The organism is Nocardioides salsibiostraticola (assembly GCF_054783655.1).
In genome coordinates, this window is the sequence record NZ_BAAGQD010000006.1 from 1 (window position 1) to 23251 (window position 23251).

At 68.7% G+C, this 23251-nt stretch carries 22 protein-coding genes; 20 read left to right on the forward strand and 2 right to left on the reverse strand.

All coding sequences use genetic code 11. From position 1 onward, the window contains the following. Nucleotides 1-158: 158 nt before the first annotated feature. Both ybaK and ACYVLV_RS04215 read right to left on the reverse strand, forming a co-directional pair. Nucleotides 159-644 (reverse strand): Cys-tRNA(Pro) deacylase, encoded by a 486-nt coding sequence (gene ybaK / locus ACYVLV_RS04210; protein WP_460807936.1) that lies wholly within the window; start codon nucleotides 642-644, stop codon nucleotides 159-161. Between the two features lie 19 nt (nucleotides 645-663). Next, nucleotides 664-1341, reverse strand: a complete 678-nt coding sequence (locus ACYVLV_RS04215; protein ID WP_460807937.1) for an LON peptidase substrate-binding domain-containing protein — start codon at nucleotides 1339-1341, stop codon at nucleotides 664-666. An 89-nt stretch (nucleotides 1342-1430) separates the two neighbouring features. On the opposite strand from ACYVLV_RS04215, the gene hisD reads away from it, so the two are divergent. From hisD to ACYVLV_RS04315, 20 genes are all read left to right on the forward strand, one after another. Continuing rightward, on the forward strand, nucleotides 1431-2774 hold the full coding sequence (gene hisD / locus ACYVLV_RS04220; protein ID WP_460807938.1) for a histidinol dehydrogenase: 1344 nt from the start codon (nucleotides 1431-1433) through the stop codon (nucleotides 2772-2774). After that, nucleotides 2771-3874, forward strand: coding sequence for a histidinol-phosphate transaminase (locus tag ACYVLV_RS04225; RefSeq protein ID WP_460807939.1), 1104 nt, complete (start codon nucleotides 2771-2773; stop codon nucleotides 3872-3874). Before hisD ends, ACYVLV_RS04225 begins: the two co-directional genes overlap by 4 nt. After that, nucleotides 3871-4485: an imidazoleglycerol-phosphate dehydratase HisB gene (gene hisB / locus ACYVLV_RS04230; RefSeq protein ID WP_460807940.1), complete on the forward strand. Its 615-nt coding sequence runs from the start codon at nucleotides 3871-3873 to the stop codon at nucleotides 4483-4485. The genes ACYVLV_RS04225 and hisB overlap by 4 nt, the downstream gene beginning before the upstream one ends. Before the next feature lie 9 nt (nucleotides 4486-4494). Next, nucleotides 4495-5124 (forward strand): imidazole glycerol phosphate synthase subunit HisH, encoded by a 630-nt coding sequence (gene hisH, locus ACYVLV_RS04235; RefSeq protein WP_460807942.1) that lies wholly within the window; start codon nucleotides 4495-4497, stop codon nucleotides 5122-5124. A gap of 35 nt (nucleotides 5125-5159) precedes the next feature. After that, nucleotides 5160-5498, forward strand: a complete 339-nt coding sequence (locus ACYVLV_RS04240; RefSeq protein ID WP_460807943.1) for a hypothetical protein — start codon at nucleotides 5160-5162, stop codon at nucleotides 5496-5498. A 22-nt stretch (nucleotides 5499-5520) separates the two neighbouring features. Further along, nucleotides 5521-6276 carry a bifunctional 1-(5-phosphoribosyl)-5-((5-phosphoribosylamino)methylideneamino)imidazole-4-carboxamide isomerase/phosphoribosylanthranilate isomerase PriA gene (priA, locus tag ACYVLV_RS04245; protein WP_460807945.1) on the forward strand — a complete coding sequence of 252 codons (756 nt, stop codon included), beginning with the start codon at nucleotides 5521-5523 and terminating at the stop codon, nucleotides 6274-6276. 204 nt (nucleotides 6277-6480) lie between these two features. Next, nucleotides 6481-7242, forward strand: coding sequence for an imidazole glycerol phosphate synthase subunit HisF (gene hisF, locus ACYVLV_RS04250; protein ID WP_460807947.1), 762 nt, complete (start codon nucleotides 6481-6483; stop codon nucleotides 7240-7242). A 4-nt stretch (nucleotides 7243-7246) separates the two neighbouring features. Further along, nucleotides 7247-9079, forward strand: coding sequence for an ABC transporter ATP-binding protein (locus tag ACYVLV_RS04255; protein ID WP_460807948.1), 1833 nt, complete (start codon nucleotides 7247-7249; stop codon nucleotides 9077-9079). Further along, nucleotides 9076-10902, forward strand: coding sequence for an ABC transporter ATP-binding protein (locus ACYVLV_RS04260; protein WP_460807949.1), 1827 nt, complete (start codon nucleotides 9076-9078; stop codon nucleotides 10900-10902). Before ACYVLV_RS04255 ends, ACYVLV_RS04260 begins: the two co-directional genes overlap by 4 nt. After that, complete coding sequence (gene hisI, locus ACYVLV_RS04265; protein WP_460807950.1) at nucleotides 10899-11237, forward strand: phosphoribosyl-AMP cyclohydrolase; 339 nt, start codon at nucleotides 10899-10901, stop codon at nucleotides 11235-11237. The genes ACYVLV_RS04260 and hisI overlap by 4 nt, the downstream gene beginning before the upstream one ends. Next, nucleotides 11234-11845: a Trp biosynthesis-associated membrane protein gene (locus tag ACYVLV_RS04270; RefSeq protein ID WP_460807951.1), complete on the forward strand. Its 612-nt coding sequence runs from the start codon at nucleotides 11234-11236 to the stop codon at nucleotides 11843-11845. Before hisI ends, ACYVLV_RS04270 begins: the two co-directional genes overlap by 4 nt. 53 nt (nucleotides 11846-11898) lie before the next feature. Further along, entirely contained in the window at nucleotides 11899-12090 is a 192-nt protein-coding gene (locus ACYVLV_RS04275; RefSeq protein ID WP_460807952.1) for an HGxxPAAW family protein, read from the forward strand. A 9-nt stretch (nucleotides 12091-12099) separates the two neighbouring features. After that, entirely contained in the window at nucleotides 12100-12570 is a 471-nt protein-coding gene (locus ACYVLV_RS04280) for a DUF2752 domain-containing protein (RefSeq protein ID WP_460807953.1), read from the forward strand. Nucleotides 12571-12687: 117 nt separating this feature from the next. Beyond that, entirely contained in the window at nucleotides 12688-13479 is a 792-nt protein-coding gene (gene trpC, locus ACYVLV_RS04285; protein WP_460807955.1) for an indole-3-glycerol phosphate synthase TrpC, read from the forward strand. Next, nucleotides 13476-14705, forward strand: coding sequence for a tryptophan synthase subunit beta (trpB, locus tag ACYVLV_RS04290; RefSeq protein ID WP_460807957.1), 1230 nt, complete (start codon nucleotides 13476-13478; stop codon nucleotides 14703-14705). The genes trpC and trpB overlap by 4 nt, the downstream gene beginning before the upstream one ends. Continuing rightward, a complete protein-coding gene (trpA, locus tag ACYVLV_RS04295) occupies nucleotides 14702-15499 on the forward strand; it encodes a tryptophan synthase subunit alpha (protein WP_460807958.1) in 798 nt (265 codons plus the stop codon). Before trpB ends, trpA begins: the two co-directional genes overlap by 4 nt. Then, nucleotides 15492-16106, forward strand: a complete 615-nt coding sequence (locus tag ACYVLV_RS04300; RefSeq protein WP_460807959.1) for an SCO family protein — start codon at nucleotides 15492-15494, stop codon at nucleotides 16104-16106. The genes trpA and ACYVLV_RS04300 overlap by 8 nt, the downstream gene beginning before the upstream one ends. A 2-nt stretch (nucleotides 16107-16108) precedes the next feature. Then, a complete protein-coding gene (gene lgt / locus ACYVLV_RS04305; protein WP_460807961.1) occupies nucleotides 16109-17086 on the forward strand; it encodes a prolipoprotein diacylglyceryl transferase in 978 nt (325 codons plus the stop codon). Nucleotides 17087-17209: 123 nt separating this feature from the next. Next, on the forward strand, nucleotides 17210-21757 hold the full coding sequence (gene gltB, locus ACYVLV_RS04310) for a glutamate synthase large subunit (RefSeq protein ID WP_460807962.1): 4548 nt from the start codon (nucleotides 17210-17212) through the stop codon (nucleotides 21755-21757). After that, nucleotides 21750-23231, forward strand: a complete 1482-nt coding sequence (locus tag ACYVLV_RS04315) for a glutamate synthase subunit beta (RefSeq protein WP_460807963.1) — start codon at nucleotides 21750-21752, stop codon at nucleotides 23229-23231. The genes gltB and ACYVLV_RS04315 overlap by 8 nt, the downstream gene beginning before the upstream one ends. The last annotated feature ends 20 nt before the right edge of the window (nucleotides 23232-23251 follow it).

Here is a 23251-nt window from a genome sequence, read left to right on the forward strand (position 1 = left end):
ACGGTGGAGACGGCCGAACCGATCGACTCAAAGTCAGTCAACAGACGACAGGCGCAACTCGAGTCAGACCGCCCCCACCAAGCATCTCAAAGTCTCACTGGCGCAACTTGACGCCTGAAACGGCCTGAGTCGGCGCGTTTTTTCAAACTAGCGCCGACTCAGCGGGAGATGGGGGCGGCGACTGCGGTCGTGAGAGTCATCAGGTCGGCGGGGTCGAGACCGATGTCCAGGCCGCGCCGACCGCCGGAGACGTACACCGTCGGGTGGATCAGGGCGGAGGCGTCCACCACCGTCGGGTGGGGCCGCTTCTGGCCGAGCGGTGAGATGCCACCGGCGACGTAGCCGGTGGCCCGTTCGGCCGCCGTCACTTCAGCCATGGCGGCTCGGCTGCCACCGACGGTCCGGGCGAGTGCTTTCAGGTCCAGTCGGCCCGCCACGGGGACGACCGCCACGGTCAACCGGCCATCCACGGTGGCCATCAGGGTCTTGAACACCACAGCCGGATCCAGACCCAGAGCCGCGGCCGCTTCCAGGCCGAAGGACTCGGCCCGCGGATCGTGGGGGTACTCGTGCTGGGAGTACTCCACCCCTGCGGCGTCGAGAGCCCTCAACGCCGGTGTCCCCGTTGCCCGCTTCTTTCTCATCGACCGTGCTCCGCTGGACTCAGTTGGGAGACCAGCGGGTGCGGGCCACATCGGTGGCCGGCAGGGACGGGATGACGTTCATGGCCTTGAGCTCGGCGCGCAACAGCCGGGTGACCAGGCCGAGGCGTTCGCCGGCATCCTCGGCTTCGAGCAGGGACTGACGCTCACCCATCGGCAGCGGTGCGCAGGCGGCCAAGGTCCAGGAGAGGTACGTCGGATCCTGCGGCAGCGCGCCGTCGTACGGGTCGGAGTGAATCTCACTGAGCACCTGGCGGTACGCCGCGAAGGTGGCGGTGGCCATCTCCGAGATGTCGGGGGAGACCTGGGCGGTGGCGTCGGGATAGTCGGTGACGTGACCCACCGGGAACGACCCCGAGGTGTCGAGTTCGTCGAGGCGGATGCGATCGATGGCGACGGTCTCCAGGTGGAAGGTGCCATCGAGGTTCGCCTCCACGTCGGTGACCTGCATGCGGCATCCGACCCGGAACAGGGACTGCATGCCCAGGTGTTGGGTGCCATCGCCCACTTCGTACCCCTCGCGGATGGCCACGGTGCCGAAGTGACGCTCTGCCGGGTTCTCGATCCGCAGGAGGTGCCGCACCAGGGCGCGGTACCGGTCCTCGAACACGACCAACGGAACCGCCAGCCCGGGGAAGACCACGGAGTTGAGCGGAAACATCGGCAGGGTGGAGGACACACTCGAACACTAGTCACCCGACGTGGCTCGTCGTCCCACCGGCGCTCGCCGGTTCGGCGGCACGTGTCCCCCGCTCGTAGGATTGAGACATGATTCGACGGATCGATCTGCGCGGGGCGGCCCAGGCCGGCCCCATCGACTACCGCACCGCCGTACCCCGGGCCGAGATGGATGTCGACGCGGCCGTTCCGGCGGTCCAGGCCATCTGTGAAGCGGTCCGCACCCGCGGACTGGAGGCCATCGCGGAGTTCGCCGAGAAGTTCGACGGAGTCCGCGTCGAGGACCCCAACGACATCCAGGTCCCCGTGGCGGCCACGCACGCAGCCCTGGAGGCGCTGGACCCGAAGATCCGGGCCGGACTCGAGGAGTCGATCCGTCGACTGCGCCTGACCTGTGCCGCCGAGGTCGAGGCCGACGTCGTCACCGATCTGGGCCCCGGAGCCCGAGTGACCCACCGCAAGGTCCCCGTCGACCGGGTGGGCCTCTACGTCCCCGGCGGTCTCGCGCCGCTCGTGTCCAGTGTGCTGATGAACGTCGTGCCCGCCCAGGCGGCCGGCGTACCCTCCATCGCACTGGCCTCGCCGCCCCAGAAGGAGTCCTTCGGCGGTGCCGCCGCAGGTCTGCCCCACCCCACGATCCTGGCCGCCTGCGCGCTGCTGGGCGTCGATGAGGTGTACGCCGTCGGCGGGGCCCAGGCGATCGCGATGTTCGCCTACGGCGTCGGACCCTGCCGCAAGGTCGACCTGGTCACCGGACCGGGCAACATCTACACCGTCACCGCCAAGAGGCTCCTCAAGGGCATCGTGGGCATCGACTCCGAGGCCGGCCCCACCGAGATCGCCATCCTGGCCGACGACACCGCAGTGGCCTCCCACGTCGCGGCGGACCTGGTCAGCCAGGCCGAGCACGACCCGATCGCCGCGGCCGTCCTGGTGACACCCTCGGAGCAGTTGGCCGACGAGGTCGAGGTCGAGCTCGACAAGCAGGTCTTCGCGACCCGCCACACCGACCGCATCCAGACCGCCCTCGGTGGCGTTCAGTCGGCGATCGTCCTGGTCGACGACCTCGAGCAGGGTCTGGCCATCGTCAACGGCTACGCCGCAGAACACCTGGAGATCCAGACCAGGGATGCCTCTTCCTGGGCGGCCCGGGTGCGCAACGCCGGTGCGATCTTCGTCGGCGCCCACGCACCGGTCTCGCTGGGCGACTACTGCGCCGGGTCCAACCACGTCCTGCCCACCGGCGGATGCGCATGTCACTCCTCCGGCCTGTCGGTCCGTGCCTTCACCAAGTCCATCCACGTCGTGGACTACTCACGCGAGGCCCTGGCCGAGGTCGCCGAGCACGTCGTCACCCTGGCCGAGGCCGAGGACCTGCCCGGTCACGGTTCGGCGGTCCGCGTGCGCTTCGATCAGCCGGTCGAGGAGTCGTGACCTTCCCGCCGATGCGGGAGGAACTCCAGGGCATCGAGCCGTACGGCGCCCCGCAGCTCTCGGCCGAGCTGGCTCCGGTCCAACTCAACGTCAACGAGAACCCCTACCCGCCCTCGGCTGCGGTGATGGCCGACGTCGGCGCCGCGGTGGCTGCGGCCACCGGATCTCTCAACCGTTACCCCGACCGCGAGTTCGTGGCGCTACGAGCCGCGCTGGCCGACTACCTCGGCCACGGTGTCCGCCCCGAGCAGGTGTGGGCGGCCAACGGTTCCAACGAGGTCATGCTCCAGCTGTTGCAGGCCTTCGGCGGCCCCGGACGTACGGCGATCAGCTTCGCCCCGACGTACTCCATGTATCCCGAGTACGCCCGCGACACCCACACCACCTGGGTCGCCGGACGCCGCGAGAGCGACTTCTCCCTCGACCTGGACGCAGCCCGCGCCCTGGTGGAGGCCGAACGGCCCTCGGTCGTGCTGCTGCCCAGCCCGAACAACCCGACGGGTACGGCGCTGCCCCCCGAGGCGGTCGCGGCCCTGTGCCAGGCGGTGGGGGAGCAGGGGATCGTGGTGGTCGACGAGGCCTACGGCGAATTCCGCCGAGTGGGCACGCCCAGTGCGCTGGAGATGCTGCCCGAGCACCGCAACCTCGTGGTGACCCGGACGATGAGCAAGGCGTTCGCGCTGGCCGGCGCCCGCGTGGGGTACCTGGCCGCCGACCCGGCGATCTGCGACGCGATCCGCGTCGTCCGCCTGCCCTATCACCTCTCCGCGGTGACGCAGGCGGTCGCGCTGACGGCGCTGCAGTACGCCGACGAACTGCTCGGACAGGTCGACCGGCTCCGTGTCGAACGCGACGAGACGGTCGTCTGGCTGCGCGACCAGGGACTCGACGTCGCCGACAGTGACGCCAACTTCTGTTTGTTCGGGACCTTCGGGGACCGGCATGCTGTGTGGGAGGGTCTTCTCGCCAGAGGCGTCCTGGTCCGAGAGACTGGTCCCGAGGGCTGGCTGCGCGTCTCCATCGGCACCACGCAGGAGATGGACCGCTTCAAGGACGCCCTGACCGAACTAATCGCCCAGCCCAGAGAGGCATCCCGATGAGTAGAACCGCCCGCATCGAGCGGCAGACCAACGAGTCGAAGGTCCTGGTCGAGATCAACCTCGACGGCACCGGCCGCCACGACATCTCCACCGGTGTGGGGTTCTACGACCACATGCTCATCTCCTTGGCCCGCCACGCCCTGCTCGATCTCACCGTGCAGACCTCGGGCGACACCCACATCGATGCCCACCACACCGTGGAGGACACCGCCATCGTTCTGGGCCAGGCCCTGCGCGAAGCGCTCGGGGACAAGTCCGGGCTGCGTCGGTTCGGAGACGCCACGGTGCCCCTGGACGAGGCTCTGGTCCAGGCCGTCGTCGACGTGTCAGGACGTCCCTACTGTGTCCACACCGGTGAACCCGCCGGTCAGGAGTACGTCACGCTCGGCGGTGGCCCGGGCTCGGTCGGCTACCTCGGCTCCCTGACCCGTCACGTCTTCGAGACCCTCGCCTTCCACGCGCACCTCGCCCTGCACGTTCGTGTGCTCGCTGGCCGCGAACCGCACCACATCGTCGAGACGCAGTTCAAGGCAGTGGCGCGCGCTCTGCGCGACGCCATCGCCATCGATCCTCGCGAGACCGGCGTGCCCTCGACCAAGGGTTCCTTGTAGGACGTGAGCATGAAGTCAGTTGTCGTCCTCGACTACGGGTCGGGGAATCTGCGTTCCGTCGTGCGCTCACTGGAGCGTGCCGGCGTGACGGTCGAGTTGACCGCCGATCTCGGCACCGCTTTGGAGGCCGATGGGCTCGTGGTCCCCGGGGTCGGTGCGTATGCCGCCTGCATGGAGGGGCTCACCGCCGTCAAGGGTGAGCGCACCATCGGTCGCCGTCTCGCGGGCGGTCGGCCGGTCCTCGGCATCTGTGTCGGCATGCAGATCCTCTTCGAGGAGGGGGTCGAGCACGGAGTGACCACCGCCGGGTGTGCCGAGTGGCCCGGGCGGGTGACCCGACTCGAGTCGGACGTCGTCCCCCACATGGGATGGAACACCGTGCAGACCCCCAGCGAGACCCAGATGTTCGCTGGACTCGCTGACGAACGGTTCTACTTCGTGCACTCCTACGCGGCGCGTACCTGGGATCTGGTCACCCACGGGAAGACCCGTGAGCCGTTGGTGACCTGGACCGAGAACGGTGGGGACCGATTCGTCGCCGCCGTGGAGAACGGACCCCTGTGGGCCACACAGTTCCACCCCGAGAAGTCCGGCGACGCGGGCGCGGCCCTGCTGCGCAACTGGGTCGCGACGCTGTGATCTGCGTTGGTTCTGATGAGTCCTGATGAGTCCTGATGAGTAAGGAACGCGCTCGACTTCGCGCCGAACGCGAGCGCGAGGCCGACCTCAGACACGCCGCGCGAGAGGCGTCCGAGGCCCGCGCCCGGCGTACGACGCAGCGGCGGGAGCGCCTCACGGCTCCACTCACCCGACTGATGCCTGCCTCCACCTCCCGGCAGACCGGGGCCCTCGCGGAACGTCGCCGACGCCAGACCTCACTGGTCATCGCCCTGGTGATGGCAGCGATCGTCCTGGTCTACGCCTTCAGCGAGAGCTGGGGCCTCACCGCGATGGTCGCCATCGCCGGGGCGCTGGGCGCACCGGTGCTGCACACCTTGATGTTCCGACGTTGAACCGCACTAGTAAAGGAAACCGATGAGCGACTACCTCGAACTGCTGCCGGCAGTCGACATGGCCGACGGTCAGGCCGTCCAACTCGTCCAGGGCGTGGCCGGATCCGAGAAGCACTTCGGCGACCCGGTCGAGGCCGCGATGCGCTGGCAGGACGCCGGCGCCGAATGGATCCACCTCGTCGACCTCGACGCCGCCTTCGGCCGCGGACACAACCGCGAACTCCAGGCCCAGATCGTGGGGCGCCTCGACATCAACGTCGAGATGAGCGGCGGGATCCGCGACCAGGAGTCCCTCGAGGCCGCCATGGCCACGGGATGCCGACGGGTCAACATCGGCACCGCCGCGCTGGAGCAGCCCGAGTGGTGTGCCGCAGCGATCGCGGAGTACGGCGACCGGGTGGCCGTCGGGCTCGACGTACGCGGCCGCACCCTGGCCGCGCGTGGCTGGACCCGCGACGGCGGCGACCTCTACGAGGTGCTGAGCCGGTTGGACGGTGAGGGTTGTGCCCGCTACGTCGTCACCGACGTCAACAAGGACGGCATGCTCCAGGGCCCCAACCTCGACCTGCTCCGCGCGGTCTGCGCGGCGACCGACCGGCCCGTCGTGGCCTCCGGTGGCATCACCGAGTTGGCCGACCTCGAGGCCCTCCAGGGTCTGGTCGGGCAGGGCGTGGAGGGCGCCATCATCGGCACTGCGCTCTACGAGGGCCGGTTCACCCTGCCCGAGGCGTTGGCCCTGACACTCCCCCCGACCTCCCAGACCTCCCCGACCTCATGAGCCGTTCTAATTTGCTCATTCGGCGCGCCTGCCTGCGGGCCTCGCACTCGCCGTGTGGTCACGCGAGTTTGTGGTGCTCGTGTCCTCGGCAGGCGACCTCATGAGCCGTTCCAATTTGCTCATTCGGCGCGCCTGCCTGCGGGCCTCGCACTCGCCGTGTGGTCACGCGAGTTTGTGGTGCTCGTGTCCTCGGCAGGCGACCTCATGAGCCTGTCAATCCGGGTGATTCCCTGCCTCGACGTCGACGCCGGACGGGTCGTCAAGGGCATCAACTTCACCGAGTTGCGTGACGCCGGCGACCCGGTGGAACTGGCCCGTTTCTACGACGCGGAGGGCGCCGACGAGCTGACCTTCCTCGACATCTCCGCCTCTCACCAGGGGCGGGCCACGACCATGGAGATCGTCTCGAAGACGGCCGAAGAGGTCTTCATCCCGCTGACCGTGGGTGGGGGAGTGAAGTCGGTCGAGGACGTCGACCGGCTGTTGCGAGCAGGTGCGGACAAGATCGCGGTCAACACCGCCGCCATCCGCCGACCCGAGTTGGTCGCCGAGATCGCCGATCGGTTCGGCAACCAGGTGTTGGTCCTCTCGGTCGATGCCCGACGCGCTCCGGGAACGGACTCGGGGTGGGAGGTCACCACCCACGGCGGCCGGAAGTCGTCGGGTCTCGACGCCCTGGAGTGGACGGTCCGGGCTGCCGGACTCGGTGCGGGGGAGGTCCTGCTCAACGCCATGGACGCCGACGGCACCCAGGACGGATTCGACCTCGAACTCATCGCCGCCGTACGCCGCGAGGTGACGATCCCGGTCATCGCCTCGGGTGGGGCAGGTCGGCTGGAGCACTTCGCGCCCGCGGTGGACGTCGGTGCGGACGCCGTACTCGCGGCGACCGTGTTCCACTTCGGCACCCTGCGCGTCGGTGAGGTCAAGGACGCTCTGGCGTCCGCGGGTCACCCGGTGCGCTGAACCGATGACCCAGCAGGACACGGTGGAGGCGACCCCTCCGGTCGAACTCTCCGAGCAGGCGTCCGCCACCGGCAAGGGATCGACCAAGGCGGGGTTCGGCGTCTTGTGGGTAGCGATCAAGCGCGAGCCCCGGGTCTTCGCCCTCTCGACCGTGGGGAGTGTCCTCTTCGGCGCCCTGACCGTGGCCGACGCCTGGGTGCTCGGGTGGTCGACCGACAACGTCGTCCTCCCCGCGTTCCGCGACGGTGAGATCGACGGCAACCTGCTCTGGGCGATCCTCGGACTGTTCGTCGGGGTGGCGATCCTGCGTGCCGTGGGCATCGTGGCCCGCCGCCTCGGCGCCGGCATCATGCAGTACCGGATGCAGGCCCGCACCCGTCGAGCGGTGACCCGGCAGTACCTCGCCCTGCCGATGGAGTGGCACCAACGTCACCCCACCGGCCAGTTGCTGTCCACCGCGAACGCCGACGTCGAAGCCGCCTGGGGACCGATCGCACCGCTGCCGATGGCCGTGGGCACCGTGGCCATGATGGTGATCGCGGTCGCCCAGATGTTGGCGGCTGATCTGGTCCTGGCCGCTATCGGCCTCCTGATCTTCCCTGCCGTCATCGCCGCCAACGTCATCTACCAACGCAAGGCCCAGGGCTGGGCCACGATGGCTCAACGGTTGCGCGGCGAGGTCAGCGAGATCGCCCACGAGTCCTTCGACGGAGCGATGGTCGTCAAGACCCTCGGCCGCGAGCCCGAGGAGACCGCCCGGTTCACCGCCAAAGCCGAGGAACTGCGGGACGTCAACATCAAGGTGGGCCGCATCCGGGCCGCCTTCGACCCGGCGCTGGCCGCGCTACCGAGTTTCGGCGTACTCCTGGTGCTGGCCGTGGGTGTCCAACGGGTCCTCGACGGCAACGCCGACGCGGGCGACGTGGTCACCGTCGCCTACCTGCTGACCATCGTGTCCTTCCCGATCCGCTCCATCGGCTGGCTGCTCGGCGAGTTCCCTCGCAGCGTGGTCGGGTACTCACGCGTCCGCTCGGTCCTCGACGCCGACGGACAGATGGAGTACGGCGCGCACCCGGCTCCCACGACAAGGCAGCAGGACGGCGCCCGACTGGTGGTGGAACAACTGCACTACGGCTACACCCCCGACCAACCCCTGTTGACCGGACTCGACCTCACCCTGGAGCCCGGCCGCACGGTCGCCCTGGTGGGGGCGACCGCCTCGGGCAAGAGCACCCTGACCACGCTGCTGACCCGCCTGGTGGATCCCGACGCAGGCCGCATCACCCTGGACGGTGTCGACCTGCGCGACCTCGGCCCCGGCGCCCTGGCCCAGACGGTGGCGATCGTGCCGCAGACGGCCTTCCTCTTCGACGACACCATCCGCGACAACGTGACCCTCGGTACGCCGGCCAGCGACGACGACGTCTGGCGCGCGTTGCGCACCGCCCAGGCCGACACCTTCGTCGCGAACCTCCCCGACGGACTGGACACACGACTGGGGGAGCGGGGCACCTCGCTGTCCGGCGGACAACGTCAACGGATCTCCCTGGCCCGGGCCCTGGTCCGTCGGCCGCGGCTGCTGATCCTCGATGACGCCACCTCGGCGGTGGACCCCGAGGTGGAGGCCCGGATCCTGGCCGGTCTGCGCAGCAGCGCGCCGGGGGAAGCCGAGACCAGCCTGTTCGTGGTCGCCTACCGCAAGGCCACCATCGGCCTGGCCGACGAGGTCCTGCACCTGGCCGATGGGCGCATCGTCGACCGTGGATCCCACGCGGACCTGCTGAACCGCAGCCCCCGCTACGCCCGGCTCGTCAACGCCTACGAGGTGGACCAGTGAGCACCACGATGGAAACCGGGGAGGACTACAAGGCCTTCGAGACGATCCGACGTGGGCTGAAGTACTCACCTGAACTCACCGAGGGCCTCGCCGGAACGCTCGCGCTCGCCGTGTTGGCGTCGGTAGGGCAGATCATCGTGCCGATCGCGGTGCAGCAGACCCTCGACCGGGGATTGAACGGACCCGGTGGACCGGATGTCTCCTTCGTGACCCTGATGGGGGTCGCCGCCGGGCTGGGGGTCCTGATCACCAGCGTCGCGTCGTACCTGATGACGAGTCGGCTCTTCTCCACCGCCGAGCACGGGCTGGCCACCTTGCGCGTCAAGGCGTTCCGCCACGTGCACGACCTCCCGCTGCTGACCCAGAACTCCGAACGGCGAGGCGCGCTGGTCGCGCGGGTGACCAGCGACGTCGACCAGGTCAGCCAGTTCCTGGTGTTCGGGGGACTGATCTTCGTGATCAGCGTCGGGCAGGTCCTCATCGCCACCGTCGTGATGGTCTTCTACTCCTGGCAACTGGCCCTGGTGGTGTGGGTCTGTTTCGCGCCGCTGTTCTTGAGCCTGCGCTTCTTCCAGCGCAAGCTCTCCGCGGCGTACGGCGTGGTGCGCCGGCAGGTCGGCCTGATGCTCTCCGCCATCTCCGAGCCCGTGGTGGGCGCCGCGGTGGTCCGTTCGTACGCCGTGCAGGGGCGCACCCAGTCCCGGATCGACGAGGCCATCGATGCCCACCGGGTCGCAAGCACCCGAGCGCAGGGCTTCACCGCGGTCTCGTTCTCCCTCGGGGGGCTCTCCGCGGGGCTGGCCAACGCCGGGGTCCTGATCGTCGGGATCTGGCTCGGGTTCGCGGGCCGGATCAGTGCCGGTGAGGTCATCGCCTTCGCCTTCCTGGTGACCCTTTTCGTGGGGCCGGTGCAGCTGGGCACCCAGATCCTCACCGACGCCCAGAACGCCATCGCCGGCTGGCGTCGGGTGATCGGGATCCTGGAGACCCCGGCCGACCTGGTGGACCCGGGCGTCGACGGCACCCCGCTGCCCCGTGGGCCGATCGAGGTCGCCTTCCGCGACGTCGACTTCGCCTACCCGGGAGGACCGTTGGTTCTCCGATCGGTGTCGATGGGCATCGCTCCCGGACGTCGCGTGGCCATCGTGGGAGAGACCGGATCGGGCAAGTCGACCTTCGCCAAGCTCCTCACGCGGTTGATGGACCCCTCCGCCGGTGAGGTGCTGCTCGACGGCATCGACGTACGCCGGATCAGTGAGGCCTCCTTGCGTAGCGCCGTCGTACTCGTCCCCCAGGAGGGTTTCCTGTTCGACGACACCATCACCGCCAACGTGCGCTACGGGAAACTGGACGCCACCGAGGCGGAGATCCGGGCGAGCGCCGACGAGTTGGGTCTCAACGACTGGATCGCCGGGCTCCCGCGAGGCCTGGAGACGCAGGTCGGGCAACGCGGAGAGTCGCTCTCGGCAGGAGAACGACAGCTGGTGGCGCTGCTTCGCGCCCACCTCGCCGACCCCGACCTGCTGGTGCTCGACGAGGCCACCAGTGCGGTGGACCCGGCTCTGGAGACACGGATCGGGCGAGCCTTGGAGCGACTGATGTCCGGCCGGACCTCGGTCACCATCGCGCACCGGCTCTCGACAGCAGAGACCGCCGACGAGGTCGTGGTGGTCGATCAGGGGCGCATCGTGCAACGCGGCCACCACACCGAACTGGTGGCCCAGGCCGGCAGCGTGTACGCCGGCCTGCACGCCTCCTGGGAGTCCCAACAGGGCAGTGCAGGGAAGGGTGCGGGCACCCGACCGGGGATACTGGGCTCGTGACCTCCCTCGACCCCACGATCGCCGAACGCCTCAAGCGCACGCCGGACGGGCTGGTCCCGGCCGTGGTCCAGCAGCACGACACCGGGGAGGTGTTGATGCTCGCCTGGATGGACGACGAGGCCCTGGCGCGCACTCTGGACACGGGCCGGGCGACGTACTGGAGCCGTTCCCGGAACGAGTACTGGGTCAAGGGTGAGACCTCCGGACATCCCCAGTGGGTCAAGCACGTCCGACTCGACTGCGACGGCGACACCCTGCTCGTCCAGGTCGATCAGGTCGGCGTCGCGTGTCACACCGGCGCCCGGACCTGCTTCGACGACGGACTCCTCACATGACGGGGGATACTTCGCGACGCCGAACCTTCGGCCCGGTGATCCTGCTCGGACTCGCGTCGTCCGGTCTGCTGGCGATGGCCGGCAACCAGCCCTGGGCGGACGTCGGGTCGGTGGATCCGACGACCGAGGCCACCCTGGCGGTCACCGCCTCGGGAAGCGGCGAGGTGCCGCTGGCTCTCGCGCTGGGCCTGGTCGTCCTGGCCACCTGGGGGGTGGTGCTGGTGACCCGGCGTACGACGCGCCGTCTGGTCGCCGGTCTCGGGCTGATCGCTTCCCTCGGCGCGGTGGCCACCGTGGTGATCGGCCGGGGACAGGTCTCCACCGATCTGCGGGCTGCCCTCACCGAGGCAGGGGCCTCGGACTCGGCCACGGTGAACTTCACCGTGTGGTTCTGGATCGCCGGTGTCGCCGCCGTGGTCTGTGTCATCGCCACGCTGGGCGCTCTCCGCAACGTCGCCGCGTGGCCCGAGATGAGCTCCCGCTACGACGCCCCGACGTCCGCGCCGCTCCCCACCACCGACCCAGCCACCGGCGCCGGCGTCGATACAGAGCAACAGAATCTGGATCTGTGGAAGTCCATCGACGAGGGTCGCGACCCCACCGCCTGACCCGGAGCCCTAGACTTCAGTTCGATCCGAACACCGATTCATCAGGAGCACAGATGTCTGACAACCACGGCAACACCCCGGCGGCCTGGACCTTCGTGGTCTTGGGTCTGATCGGCTTCGTGGTCGGTGGGGTCGGCCTGATGTTGTCGCCCATCAACATGGTCATCTTCTGGGTCGGCGTGGCCGTCGTCATCGGCGCCGGCGTGGTGTTCGGGGTCATGGCCAAACTCGGCATGCACAGTTGACGTGACCCGATGAGTCTGGTCGAGGTGCTCCCCGCCCCGGGTGCGGTGCGTCCCTCGGCCGCCGACGCACCCGACCGTTGGCGCCGGATGGTGGACCCGGTCGGGACCATCGCCGGTCTCGGACTGGTGACGCTCGCGTTGCATCTGCGCGACCCCCACGCCTCCGGCAGTTGGGGGCTGTGTCCCTCGGCGATGCTGGGCTTCTGGTGCCCGGGCTGCGGTGGCCTGCGAGCGGTCAACGACCTGACCGACCTCCGATTCGTCGACGCCGTCTCCAGCAACCTCCTGCTGCTGGTGGCGATGCCGTTCGTGGTGCTGCTCCTCCTTCGATGGGCAACCGACCGATGGCGTGGCACCCGACGCCCCGCCCCGAGTCGGCATCGGATGCTCGTCGTGGCCTACACCCTGCTGCCGCTGGTCGCCGTGTTCACGGTGCTCCGCAACACCCCACTCCCGATCGGCACCTGGCTCGCCCCGTGACACCGCCCGTCGGGATGGCCGTGCCAGACTTCTAGATCAAAGGCTGTTCGCGAGACGTCTCCGTCCGGAACCGCACCCAACACCATCGTCAGACCATCTTCAGAAAGGCTGAGACCGTTGTCCGTGCTTGCCGAGATCATCGACGGCGTACGCCTCGATCTCGCTGCCCGTCAGACGAACCGCTCCGAGGCCGACCTGCGCGCCGCGTTGAGCGACGTCGCCCCGGCCCTCGACCCGATGCCGCACTTCCGCGGCGCCGGATCGAGCGTGATCGCCGAGGTGAAGCGCCGCAGCCCCAGCAAGGGAGGGCTCGCCGACATCCCCGACCCCGCAGACCTGGCCCGTCAGTACGCCGCCGGGGGAGCGGCCGCCATCAGCGTCCTGACCGAGGAGCGTCGCTTCGGTGGATCGCTCGCCGACCTCGTGGCGGTCCGTGCAGCGGTCCGCGTCCCGGTCCTGCGCAAGGACTTCATGGTCACCTCCTACCAGTTGCTGGAAGCACGCGTCGCCGGGGCCGATCTGGCTCTCCTCATCGTGGCTGCCCTCGACGACAACACCCTGCGACGCCTGTACGACGAGGCCCGGGAGCTGGGACTGACCGTCCTGGTGGAGGTCCACGACGAGCAGGAGACCGAACGCGCGGTAGCGCTGGGCAGCGAACTCATCGGTGTCAACGCGCGCAACCTCAAGACCCTCGAGATCGATCACGAGGTCTTCTCCCGGCTGGCCCCCCTCGTGCCGGACGACCGGGTGCTCGTGGCTGAATCCGGCATCAGCGGACCGGCTGATGTCGCCCGCTTCGTCGACCAGGGAGCACGTGCGGTGCTGGTCGGGGAGGCTCTCGTGAAGGACGGCGACCCGCAGTCCGCGGTGGCCGCGATGACGAACCTGCAAGGAGCGCGCCCGTGACCGTTCGAGGAACCTACGACGCGGACGAGCTGGGCTGGTTCGGCGACTTCGGCGGGCGGTTCATGCCCGAGGCGCTGATCAGGGCGCTCGAGGAGTTGACCGACGCCTGGACCGAGGCGATGGCGGACCCTGGGTTCCGCTTGGACTTCGACACCATCCTGCGCGAGTACGCCGGCATCCCGAGTCCTCTCTACGAGGCCCGGCGCCTCTCCGAGATCGTCGGGGCCCGGGTGCTGCTCAAGCGTGAGGATTTGAACCACACCGGAGCCCACAAGATCCGCAACGTGATGGGTCAGGCGCTGCTGACCAAGCGGATGGGCAAGACCCGGGTCATCGCCGAGACCGGCGCCGGTCAGCACGGAGTGGCCAGCGCGACGGCGGCGGCGTACTTCGGTCTGGACTGCACGGTCTACATGGGCGCCGTCGACACCCGACGCCAGTCTCTCAACGTCGGGCGGATGCAACTGCTCGGCAGCACCGTGATTCCCGTCGAATCCGGCAGCGCCACCCTGAAGGACGCCATCAACGAGGCCATGCGCGACTGGGTGGCCAGCGTGGACCACACGGCATACCTCTTCGGCACCGCGGCCGGACCGCACCCGTTCCCGAGCATGGTCCGGGACTTCGCCCGTGGGATCGGTGACGAGGCGCGAGCCCAGTGCCTGGAGAAGTACGGCGTGTTGCCCGACGCCGTCGCGGCCTGTGTCGGCGGTGGCTCCAACGCGATCGGGCTCTTCCAGGCCTTCCTGGAGGACGAGTCCGTCGAGATCCACGGCTTCGAGCCCGGCGGCGACGGGGTCCACACCTCGCGGCACGCGGCCACGATCCACGCCGGCGACAGCGGGGTTCTGCACGGAGCCAGGACGTTCGTGCTGCAGGACGAGGACGGCCAGACCATTGATTCACACTCGATCTCGGCCGGGCTGGACTACCCGGGAGTGGGCCCCCAGCACGCACACCTCGCGCGCACCGGGCGAGCCACCTACACACCGGTCACCGACTCCGAGGCGATGGATGCGATGTCGCTCCTGAGCCGCACCGAAGGCATCATCCCGGCCATCGAGTCGGCCCACGCGATCGCGGGGGCCCTCGAGGTCGCCCGGCGTCTGGGACAGGAGAAGGGGCCCGATGCGACCATGCTGATCAACCTCAGCGGACGCGGCGACAAGGACATGGAGACCGCCCTTTCCTGGTTCGGTCTGGGCGGCAGGGAGGTGCAGCGATGAGCGTTGCCCGTGCCTTCGCCACGTCCCGTCAGGAGGGCCGCGCCAGCCTGGTCGGCTACCTCCCGGCAGGTTTCCCCGACATCGCCGGGGGCCAGGCCGCGTTGCTGGCCATGGTCGAGGCGGGGTGTGATGTCATCGAGGTGGGCCTGCCCTACACCGACCCGGTGATGGACGGCCCCACCGTGCAGGCCGGTGCCCAGATGGCGCTCGAGGGAGGCACCCGCACCCGGGAGGTGCTCCGGACCGTCGAGGCCGTCGCCGCGACCGGGACACCCACGGTGGTGATGACCTACTGGAACCCCGTCGAGAAGTACGGCGTCGATCGCTTCGCTCGCGACCTGGCCAGCGCCGGGGGAGCGGGTCTCATCACCCCCGACATCACCCCAGACTTCGCGCCGGAGTGGATCGCCGCGGCCGACCGTGAGGATCTGGACAAGATCTTCCTCGTCTCACCCTCCTCGACCCAGGAGCGGATCGACATGACCACCGCCGCCTGCCGCGGCTTCGTGTACGCCACCGCGGTGATGGGTGTGACGGGCACCCGGACCGCGACCAGCGACCTCGCCGGGCCCCTGGTGGCCCGAACCCGGGAGGCCACCGATCTCCCGATCGGCGTCGGGTTGGGCATCAGCAACGGGGACCAGGCCGCTGAGGTTGCCGCCTACGCCGACGGTGTCATCGTCGGGTCCGCTTTCGTTCGCGTCCTGCTTGATCACCTCGATGATCGGGCCGCTGGCCTGCGCGCGCTCACGGCACTGACCGAGGACCTTGCGGACGGGGTGCGTCGTGGCTAGGCCCCGCATGGCTCTCGCGGGCCTGATCAGTGCGCTGGTGCTCACCACGGCCTGCACGGCGGACGCCTCCCAGGAACCGTTCACGGGCCGGGTCCTCGACAGCCCGCTGCCGGCACCCCAGACCGTGCTGGTCGACACCGACAACGAGCCCTACTCCCTGGCCACCGACACCGACAATCGACTCACCCTGGTCTTCTTCGGCTACAGCAACTGTCCCGACATCTGCCAGACCGTGATGGGGTCCCTGTCGACCGGACTCAACCGCCTCGATCCCGACGACCGCGACCAGGTCGACCTGGTCTTCGTGACCACGGACCCCTCGCGCGACACCCCTGAGGCGTTGCGCGACTACCTCGACCGTTTCGACGAGTCCGGCTCCTTCATCGGACTGACCGGCGACCTCGACGACATCGTGGCTGCCGGCAAGCCATTGGCCGCCTACGTCGACGAGGGGGAACGGCTTCCCTCCGGGGGCTATGACCTCGGTGGCCACACCTCCGCGGTCTACGCGATCGACGGGACCGACACCGCTCCGGTGGTCTGGCGCGACGACACCTCGCCGGCCCAGTACGCCGCCGACCTGACCACTCTGCTCGAGAAGGCCTGACCATGACTCTGACAATGACCGCGCTGCTGAGCAGCACCCTCCCGATGAGCATCCCCAGCCCTTCCCAGGGGGTGTGGAACCTCGGGCCGGTCCCGATCCGGGCCTATGCGCTGTGCATCATCGTCGGCATCATCGTGGCGGTCTGGATGGGCGAGAAGCGTTGGATCGCCCGCGGTGGCCGGGCCGGAGACATCCAGGACCTAGCGGTCTGGGGGATCCCCTTCGGCATCATCGGTGCGCGCCTCTATCACGTGGCCACGGACGCGGGGCTCTACTTCGACGGCCCCGGTGGTCGGTCACCTATCGAAGCCCTCTACGTGTGGCGGGGTGGTCTCGGTATCTGGGGTGGAGTCGCCCTGGGTGCGCTGGGCCTCTATCTCGGGGCGCGGCACAAGGGCATCAGGATCCTCCCTCTGCTCGACGCGATCGTCCCCGGCGTCCTGGTCGCCCAAGCGATCGGCCGGTTCGGGAACTACTTCAACCAAGAGCTCTACGGCCGCCCCACCGACCTGCCGTGGGGCTTGGAGATCGACCCGGTGAACTACCCCGGTGGGAACACGAGCGCCTTCCCGGAGGGCACCACCTTCCACCCCACGTTCCTCTACGAATCGCTGTGGGTTCTGGCTGCCTTCGTCCTGCTGATCTGGGCCGATCGCCGCTTCCGCCTCGGCGGCGGCCGGGTCGCGGCGCTCTACGTGATGACCTACACCGCCGGCCGCGGTTGGATCGAGTACCTCCGGATCGACACGGTCGAACTCAACGACGTGGCGGGCCTCCGGTTCAACGTCTGGGTCTCGATCCTGTTGTTCGTGGCAGCCGCGATCTACCTCGTGTTCAAGGGACGAGCCGGGGCGCCCCGCGAGACGAGCGTGTATCTCGACGGTCGCGAACCCGTCGAGGTCGACCCAGCAACCGACCCAGCAACCGAACCCACAACCGAGCCCACAACCGAGCCGACGGACCACGACAGCGCCCGCTGATCGGTCCCGTACTGCGCACCGGCCTTCCGGTGCTAAACTCGACCTTCCGCCGCGTGGGCCAGTGTTGTCCCTTGCGCCCAACAGTTGCGGTCTGCGGACCGCCGACGTCGACGGGAGAACCCGGTGTACCAGCACGCGTTCCCGCCGCCCCAAGGGCTATACGACTCCGAGCAAGAGCATGATGCTTGTGGCGTCGCCTTCGTGGCCACCCTGACCGGAGAGGCCAGCCACGACATCGTGGACAAGGCCCTCACCGCCCTACGCAACCTGGAGCACCGCGGTGCCGCCGGTGCCGAGCCCAACTCCGGGGACGGCGCCGGGATCCTGATGCAGGTGCCCGATGGGTTCCTGCGCGAGGTCGTCGACTTCGACCTCCCTCCCGCCAACGCCTACGCCGTGGGCACGGCCTTCCTGCCCGGCGACGACGAGCATGTCGAAGCGACCCGCGCCGCGATCGAGGCCATCGCCACCCAGGAGGGCCTGACCGTCCTGGGCTGGCGCGAGGTGCCGACCAACCCCGAGGTCCTGGGTTCGACGGCGCTCGGCGTGATGCCGACGTTCAGCCAACTCTTCGTCGCCGCCAGCGGCCAGCGACTGACCGGGATGGCGCTCGAGCGCGTCGCGTTCTGCCTGCGCAAGCGTGCCGAACTCGAGACCGACGTGTACTTCCCGTCGCTCTCCCCACGCACCATCGCCTACAAGGGCATGCTCACCACCGACCAGCTCGACGAGTTCTACCCCGACCTGGTCGACCCACGCATCGCTTCGGCGTTGGCGGTCGTCCACTCGCGGTTCTCCACGAACACCTTCCCCAGCTGGCCCCTGTCGCACCCGTTCCGCTTCATCGCGCACAACGGGGAGATCAACACCGTCAAGGGCAACCGGAACTGGATGCGCGCCCGTGAGGCGCTCCTCGAGTCCGACCTGATCCCCGGTGACCTGAACCGGCTCTACCCCATCTGCACCCCTGGAGCCTCCGACTCCGCGTCGTTCGACGAGGTCCTGGAACTGCTGCACGTCGGCGGACGTTCGCTGCCGCACTCGGTGCTGATGATGATCCCCGAGGCGTGGGAGAACCACGCCGAGATGGACGCCGCTCGTCGCGACTTCTACTCCTTCCACTCCGCCCTGATGGAGCCCTGGGACGGACCGGCGTGTGTCGTGTTCACCGACGGCTCGCAGATCGGCGCCGTGCTGGACCGCAACGGTCTGCGCCCCTCGCGCTACTGGGTCACCGACGACGGTCTGGTCGTCCTGGCCTCCGAGGTCGGCGTGCTGGACCTCGATCCCGCAAGCATCGTGCGGAAGGGCCGCCTGCAGCCCGGCCGCATGTTCCTCGTCGACACCGACGAGCACCGGATCATCGAGGACGAGGAGATCAAGTCCGATCTGGCCGCCGAGGAAAAATACGGCGAGTGGATGCACGCCGGCCTGATCCACCTCAACGACATCCCCGACCGGGAACACATCGTGCACACGCACGCCTCGGTCACGCGGCGTCAGCAGATCTTCGGCTACACCTACGAGGAACTGCGCGTCCTGCTGACCCCGATGGCCAACACCGGGGGAGAAGCCCTCGGATCGATGGGCACCGACAGTCCGATCGCGGCCCTCAGCGACAAGCCGCGGCTGCTGTTCGACTACTTCGCGCAACTGTTCGCCCAGGTCACCAATCCTCCGCTGGACGCGATCCGGGAGGAACTGGTCACCTCGCTGAACGGCACCATCGGCCCGGAGGCCAACCTGCTGGACCCGACCCCGGCCTCGTGCCGACAGGTCGTCCTGCCCTTCCCGGTCATCTCCAACGACGACCTGGCCAAGATCCGACACATCAACCGTGACGGGGACATGCCGGGCTTCATCACTCACGTCTCTCGTGGGCTGTACGACGTCGAGGGTGGCGGCGACGCCATGGCGACCCGGATCGATGAGATCTGCCGCGAGGTCAGTGCGGCCATCGCCGACGGCGCCCGCATCATCGTGCTCTCCGATCGGCACTCCACCGCCGAGCTGGCGCCGATCCCCTCCTTGCTGCTCACCGGTGCGGTGCACCACCACCTGGTGCGCGAGAAGACCCGCACCCAGGTCGGTCTGTTGGTCGAGGCCGGAGACGTCCGTGAGGTGCACCACGTCGCCCTGCTCGTCGGCTACGGCGCTGCCGCAGTCAACCCCTACCTGGCCATGGAGTCGGTGGAGGACCTCGCTCGCGAGGGCCACTACGTCAAGGTCGAGCAGGAGCAGGCGGTCGCCAACCTGGTCAAGGCGCTCGGCAAGGGCGTGCTGAAGGTGATGTCCAAGATGGGCGTCTCCACCGTTGCCTCCTACACCGGGGCACAGATCTTCGAGATCGTCGGGCTGTCCCAGTCGGTCGTGGACCAGTACTTCACCGGGACCACCAGCAAGCTCGGTGGCATCGAACTCGATGTGATCGCCGAGGAGGTGTCGCGGCGTCACGCCAAGGCGTACCCCCGCGGCGGCATCCTGCCGGCGCACCGTGAGCTCGAGGTCGGCGGCGAGTACCAATGGCGTCGCGATGGCGAGCCTCACCTGTTCGATCCCGAGACGGTCTTCCGCTTGCAGCACTCGACCCGTTCCGGTCGGTATGACGTGTTCAAGCAGTACACCGCCGCGGTGGACGATCAGTCGGCCCGATTGATGACGCTGCGCGGGCTCTTCAGGTTCAAGGACGCGGAGCAGAGTGGTCGCACCTCGATCCCGATCGAGGAGGTCGAGCCGATCAGCGAGATCGTCAAGCGCTTCGCGACCGGTGCCATGTCCTACGGCTCCATCAGCCAGGAGGCCCACGAGACCCTGGCGATCGCGATGAACCGACTCGGCGGCAAGTCGAACACCGGCGAGGGCGGCGAGGACGCGGACCGTCTCTACGACCCCGAGCGGCGCAGTGCGATCAAGCAGGTCGCCTCGGGCCGGTTCGGTGTCACCTCGGAGTACCTCACGAACGCCGACGACATCCAGATCAAGATGGCTCAGGGCGCCAAGCCGGGCGAGGGCGGTCAACTGCCCGGCAACAAGGTCTACCCCTGGGTCGCCAAGACCCGATACTCCACTCCGGGCGTGGGGCTGATCAGCCCGCCGCCGCACCACGACATCTACTCGATCGAGGATCTAGCCCAACTGATCCACGACCTGAAGAACGCCAACCCGGCGGCTCGGATCCACGTCAAGTTGGTCTCCGAGGTGGGGGTAGGCACCGTGGCGACCGGAGTCTCCAAGGCCCACGCCGATGTGGTCCTGGTCTCCGGGCATGACGGAGGCACGGGCGCTTCGCCGTTGACCTCCCTCAAGCACGCGGGCGGACCCTGGGAGCTCGGCCTGGCCGAGACCCAGCAGACGTTGCTTCTCAACGGTCTGCGGGACCGGATCGTCGTGCAGACCGACGGACAGCTCAAGACCGGTCGGGACGTGCTGATCGCGGCCCTGCTCGGGGCGGAGGAGTACTGCTTCGCCACGGCCCCGTTGGTGGTCTCCGGGTGCATCCTGATGCGCGTGTGTCACCTCGACACCTGCCCGGTCGGTGTCGCCACCCAGAACCCGGTCCTTCGCGAACGCTTCACCGGCAAGGCCGAGTACGTCGTGAACTTCTTCGAGTTCATCGCCGAGGAGGTTCGCGAACTGCTCGCCGAACTCGGCTTCCGCACCATCGACGAGGCGATCGGCCAGGTCGAAAGCCTCGATGTCGCAGAGGCGGTGAACCACTGGAAGGCGTCCGGGATGGATCTGACCCCGATCCTGCACTCGCCGGACAAGGGCAAGTTCCCCGACCAGGACCTGCGGTGCACCAAGACCCAGGACCACGGGCTCGAGAAGTCCCTGGACGTCACCGAACTCCTGCCGCTGGCACAACCGGCGCTGGACTCCGGTGAGCCCGTGCGGGCGCAGGTCGCGATCCGCAACGTTCACCGCACCGTCGGCACCATCCTGGGCCACGAGGTCACCAAGAAGTATGGCGGAGAGGGACTCCCCGAGGGGACGATCGATGTGACCTTCCTCGGCTCGGCCGGCCAGTCGTTCGGCGCCTTCATCCCCCGCGGCATGACGCTGCGGCTGGAGGGCGACGCCAACGACTACGTGGGCAAGGGTCTGTCCGGCGGTCGCATCGTGGTGCGTCCCGACCGGGCGGCCACCTTCAAGGCCGACGAGCAGATCATCGCCGGCAACGTGATCGCCTACGGCGCCACCGCTGGTCAGATCTTCGTGCGCGGCGGCGTCGGTGAACGGTGCTGCGTGCGCAACTCCGGGGCCTGGGTCGTGACCGAGGGCGTGGGTGACCACGGCTGCGAGTACATGACCGGTGGCCGCGTCGCGGTCCTCGGACCCACCGGACGCAACTTCGCTGCCGGCATGTCCGGAGGTGTCGCGTGGGTCCTGGACCTGCTGGACATTCGCGTCAACAAGGAACTCGTCGAACTCGGCCCGGTCACGGGTGAGGCCGCCGAGGAACTCGAGAAGATGGTGCGCGGACACGCCGAAGAGACCGGTTCGGAGGTCGCCACCGCCCTCCTGGAGGACTGGGAGACGTCGCTGACCCGCTTCACCGAGGTCATGCCGCGCGACTACCGGATCGTCCTGGAGGCCAAGGCGAAGGCCGAGGCCGACGGACTCGACGAGAACGCCACCGCCCACGCGATGATGGAGGCTCTGCATGGCTGACCCGAAGGGATTCCTCAAGAACGGACGCGAGGTGGCCACGCGCCGCCCCGTCGAGGAGCGAATCCACGACTGGAACGAGGTCTACCCCGAGAGTGCGGGGCGGGCTCTGCTGCCGATCATCACCGAGCAGGCCGGCCGCTGCATGGACTGCGGGATCCCGTTCTGTCACCAGGGCTGCCCGCTCGGGAACCTGATTCCCGAGTGGAACGACCTGATCTGGCGCGACGACTGGGAGGCGGCGATCGAGCGGTTGCACGCCACCAACAACTTCCCGGAGTTCACCGGTCGGTTGTGCCCGGCCCCGTGTGAGACGTCTTGTGTCCTGGGCATCAACCAGGACCCGGTCACCATCAAGAACGTCGAGGTCTCGATCATCGACCGGGCTTGGGAGCGCGGATATGTCCGTCCCCAGCCGCCCGAGTGGCTCTCTGGCAAGACCGTGGCCGTCATCGGCTCCGGTCCGGCCGGACTGGCCGCGGCCCAGCAGTTGACGCGCGCGGGTCACACGGTCGCGGTCTACGAGCGTGCCGACAAGGTCGGGGGACTGCTGCGCTACGGCATCCCCGAGTTCAAGATGGAGAAGAAGCAGCTCGATCGCCGCATCGACCAGATGAAGCGTGAGGGCACCGTCTTCCGGGCCGGTGTCGACGTGGGCTCGGATCTCGGGGCCGACAAGCTCCGGGATCGGTACGACGCCATCGTGCTCGCCATGGGCGCCACCGCAGCTCGTGACCTCGATGTGCCCGGCCGTCAGTTGGGTGGGATCCACCAGGCGATGGAGTTCCTTCCCCAGGCCAACCGCACCGCGCTCGGTGAGGAGGTCGAGGACCAGATCACCGCGACCGGGAAGAACGTGGTGATCATCGGTGGCGGTGACACCGGGGCCGACTGCCTCGGTACGTCCACCCGTCAGGGCGCAGCGTCGATCACGCAGCTCGAGATCATGCCGGAGCCACCGGAGACGCGCCCGAGCGGCCAGCCGTGGCCGACGTACCCGATGACCTTCCGGGTCTCCTCGGCCCATGAGGAGGCAGGGGAGCGGGTGTACGCCGTGTCCACCAAGGAGTTCCTCGGCGACGAGGCCGGTCAGGTCCGAGCCCTACATCTGGTGGAGGTCGTCTTCGAGGGCGGCAAGCTCACCGAGATCGAGGGCTCCGAGCGGGAGATCCCGGCCGAGCTGGTCCTGTTCGCCATGGGGTTCGTCGGTCCAGAGAACGAAGGCGCCGACGGCCCGGGGCTGATCGGCCAGTTGGAGGTCGACCTCGATGAGCGCGGGAACGTGGCACGCGACCTGTCCTACATGACCTCCACCGAAGGTGTCTTCTCGGCGGGCGATGTGGGGCGTGGCCAGTCACTGATCGTCTGGGCGATCGCCGAGGGACGAGCGGCCGCTTCGGCTGTCGACACGTTCCTCACGGGCTCCACAGCGCTTCCCTCGCCGGTCAAGCCCACCGATCGACCCGTCGTCGTCTGAAACACCTCGTTGGTTGCCCG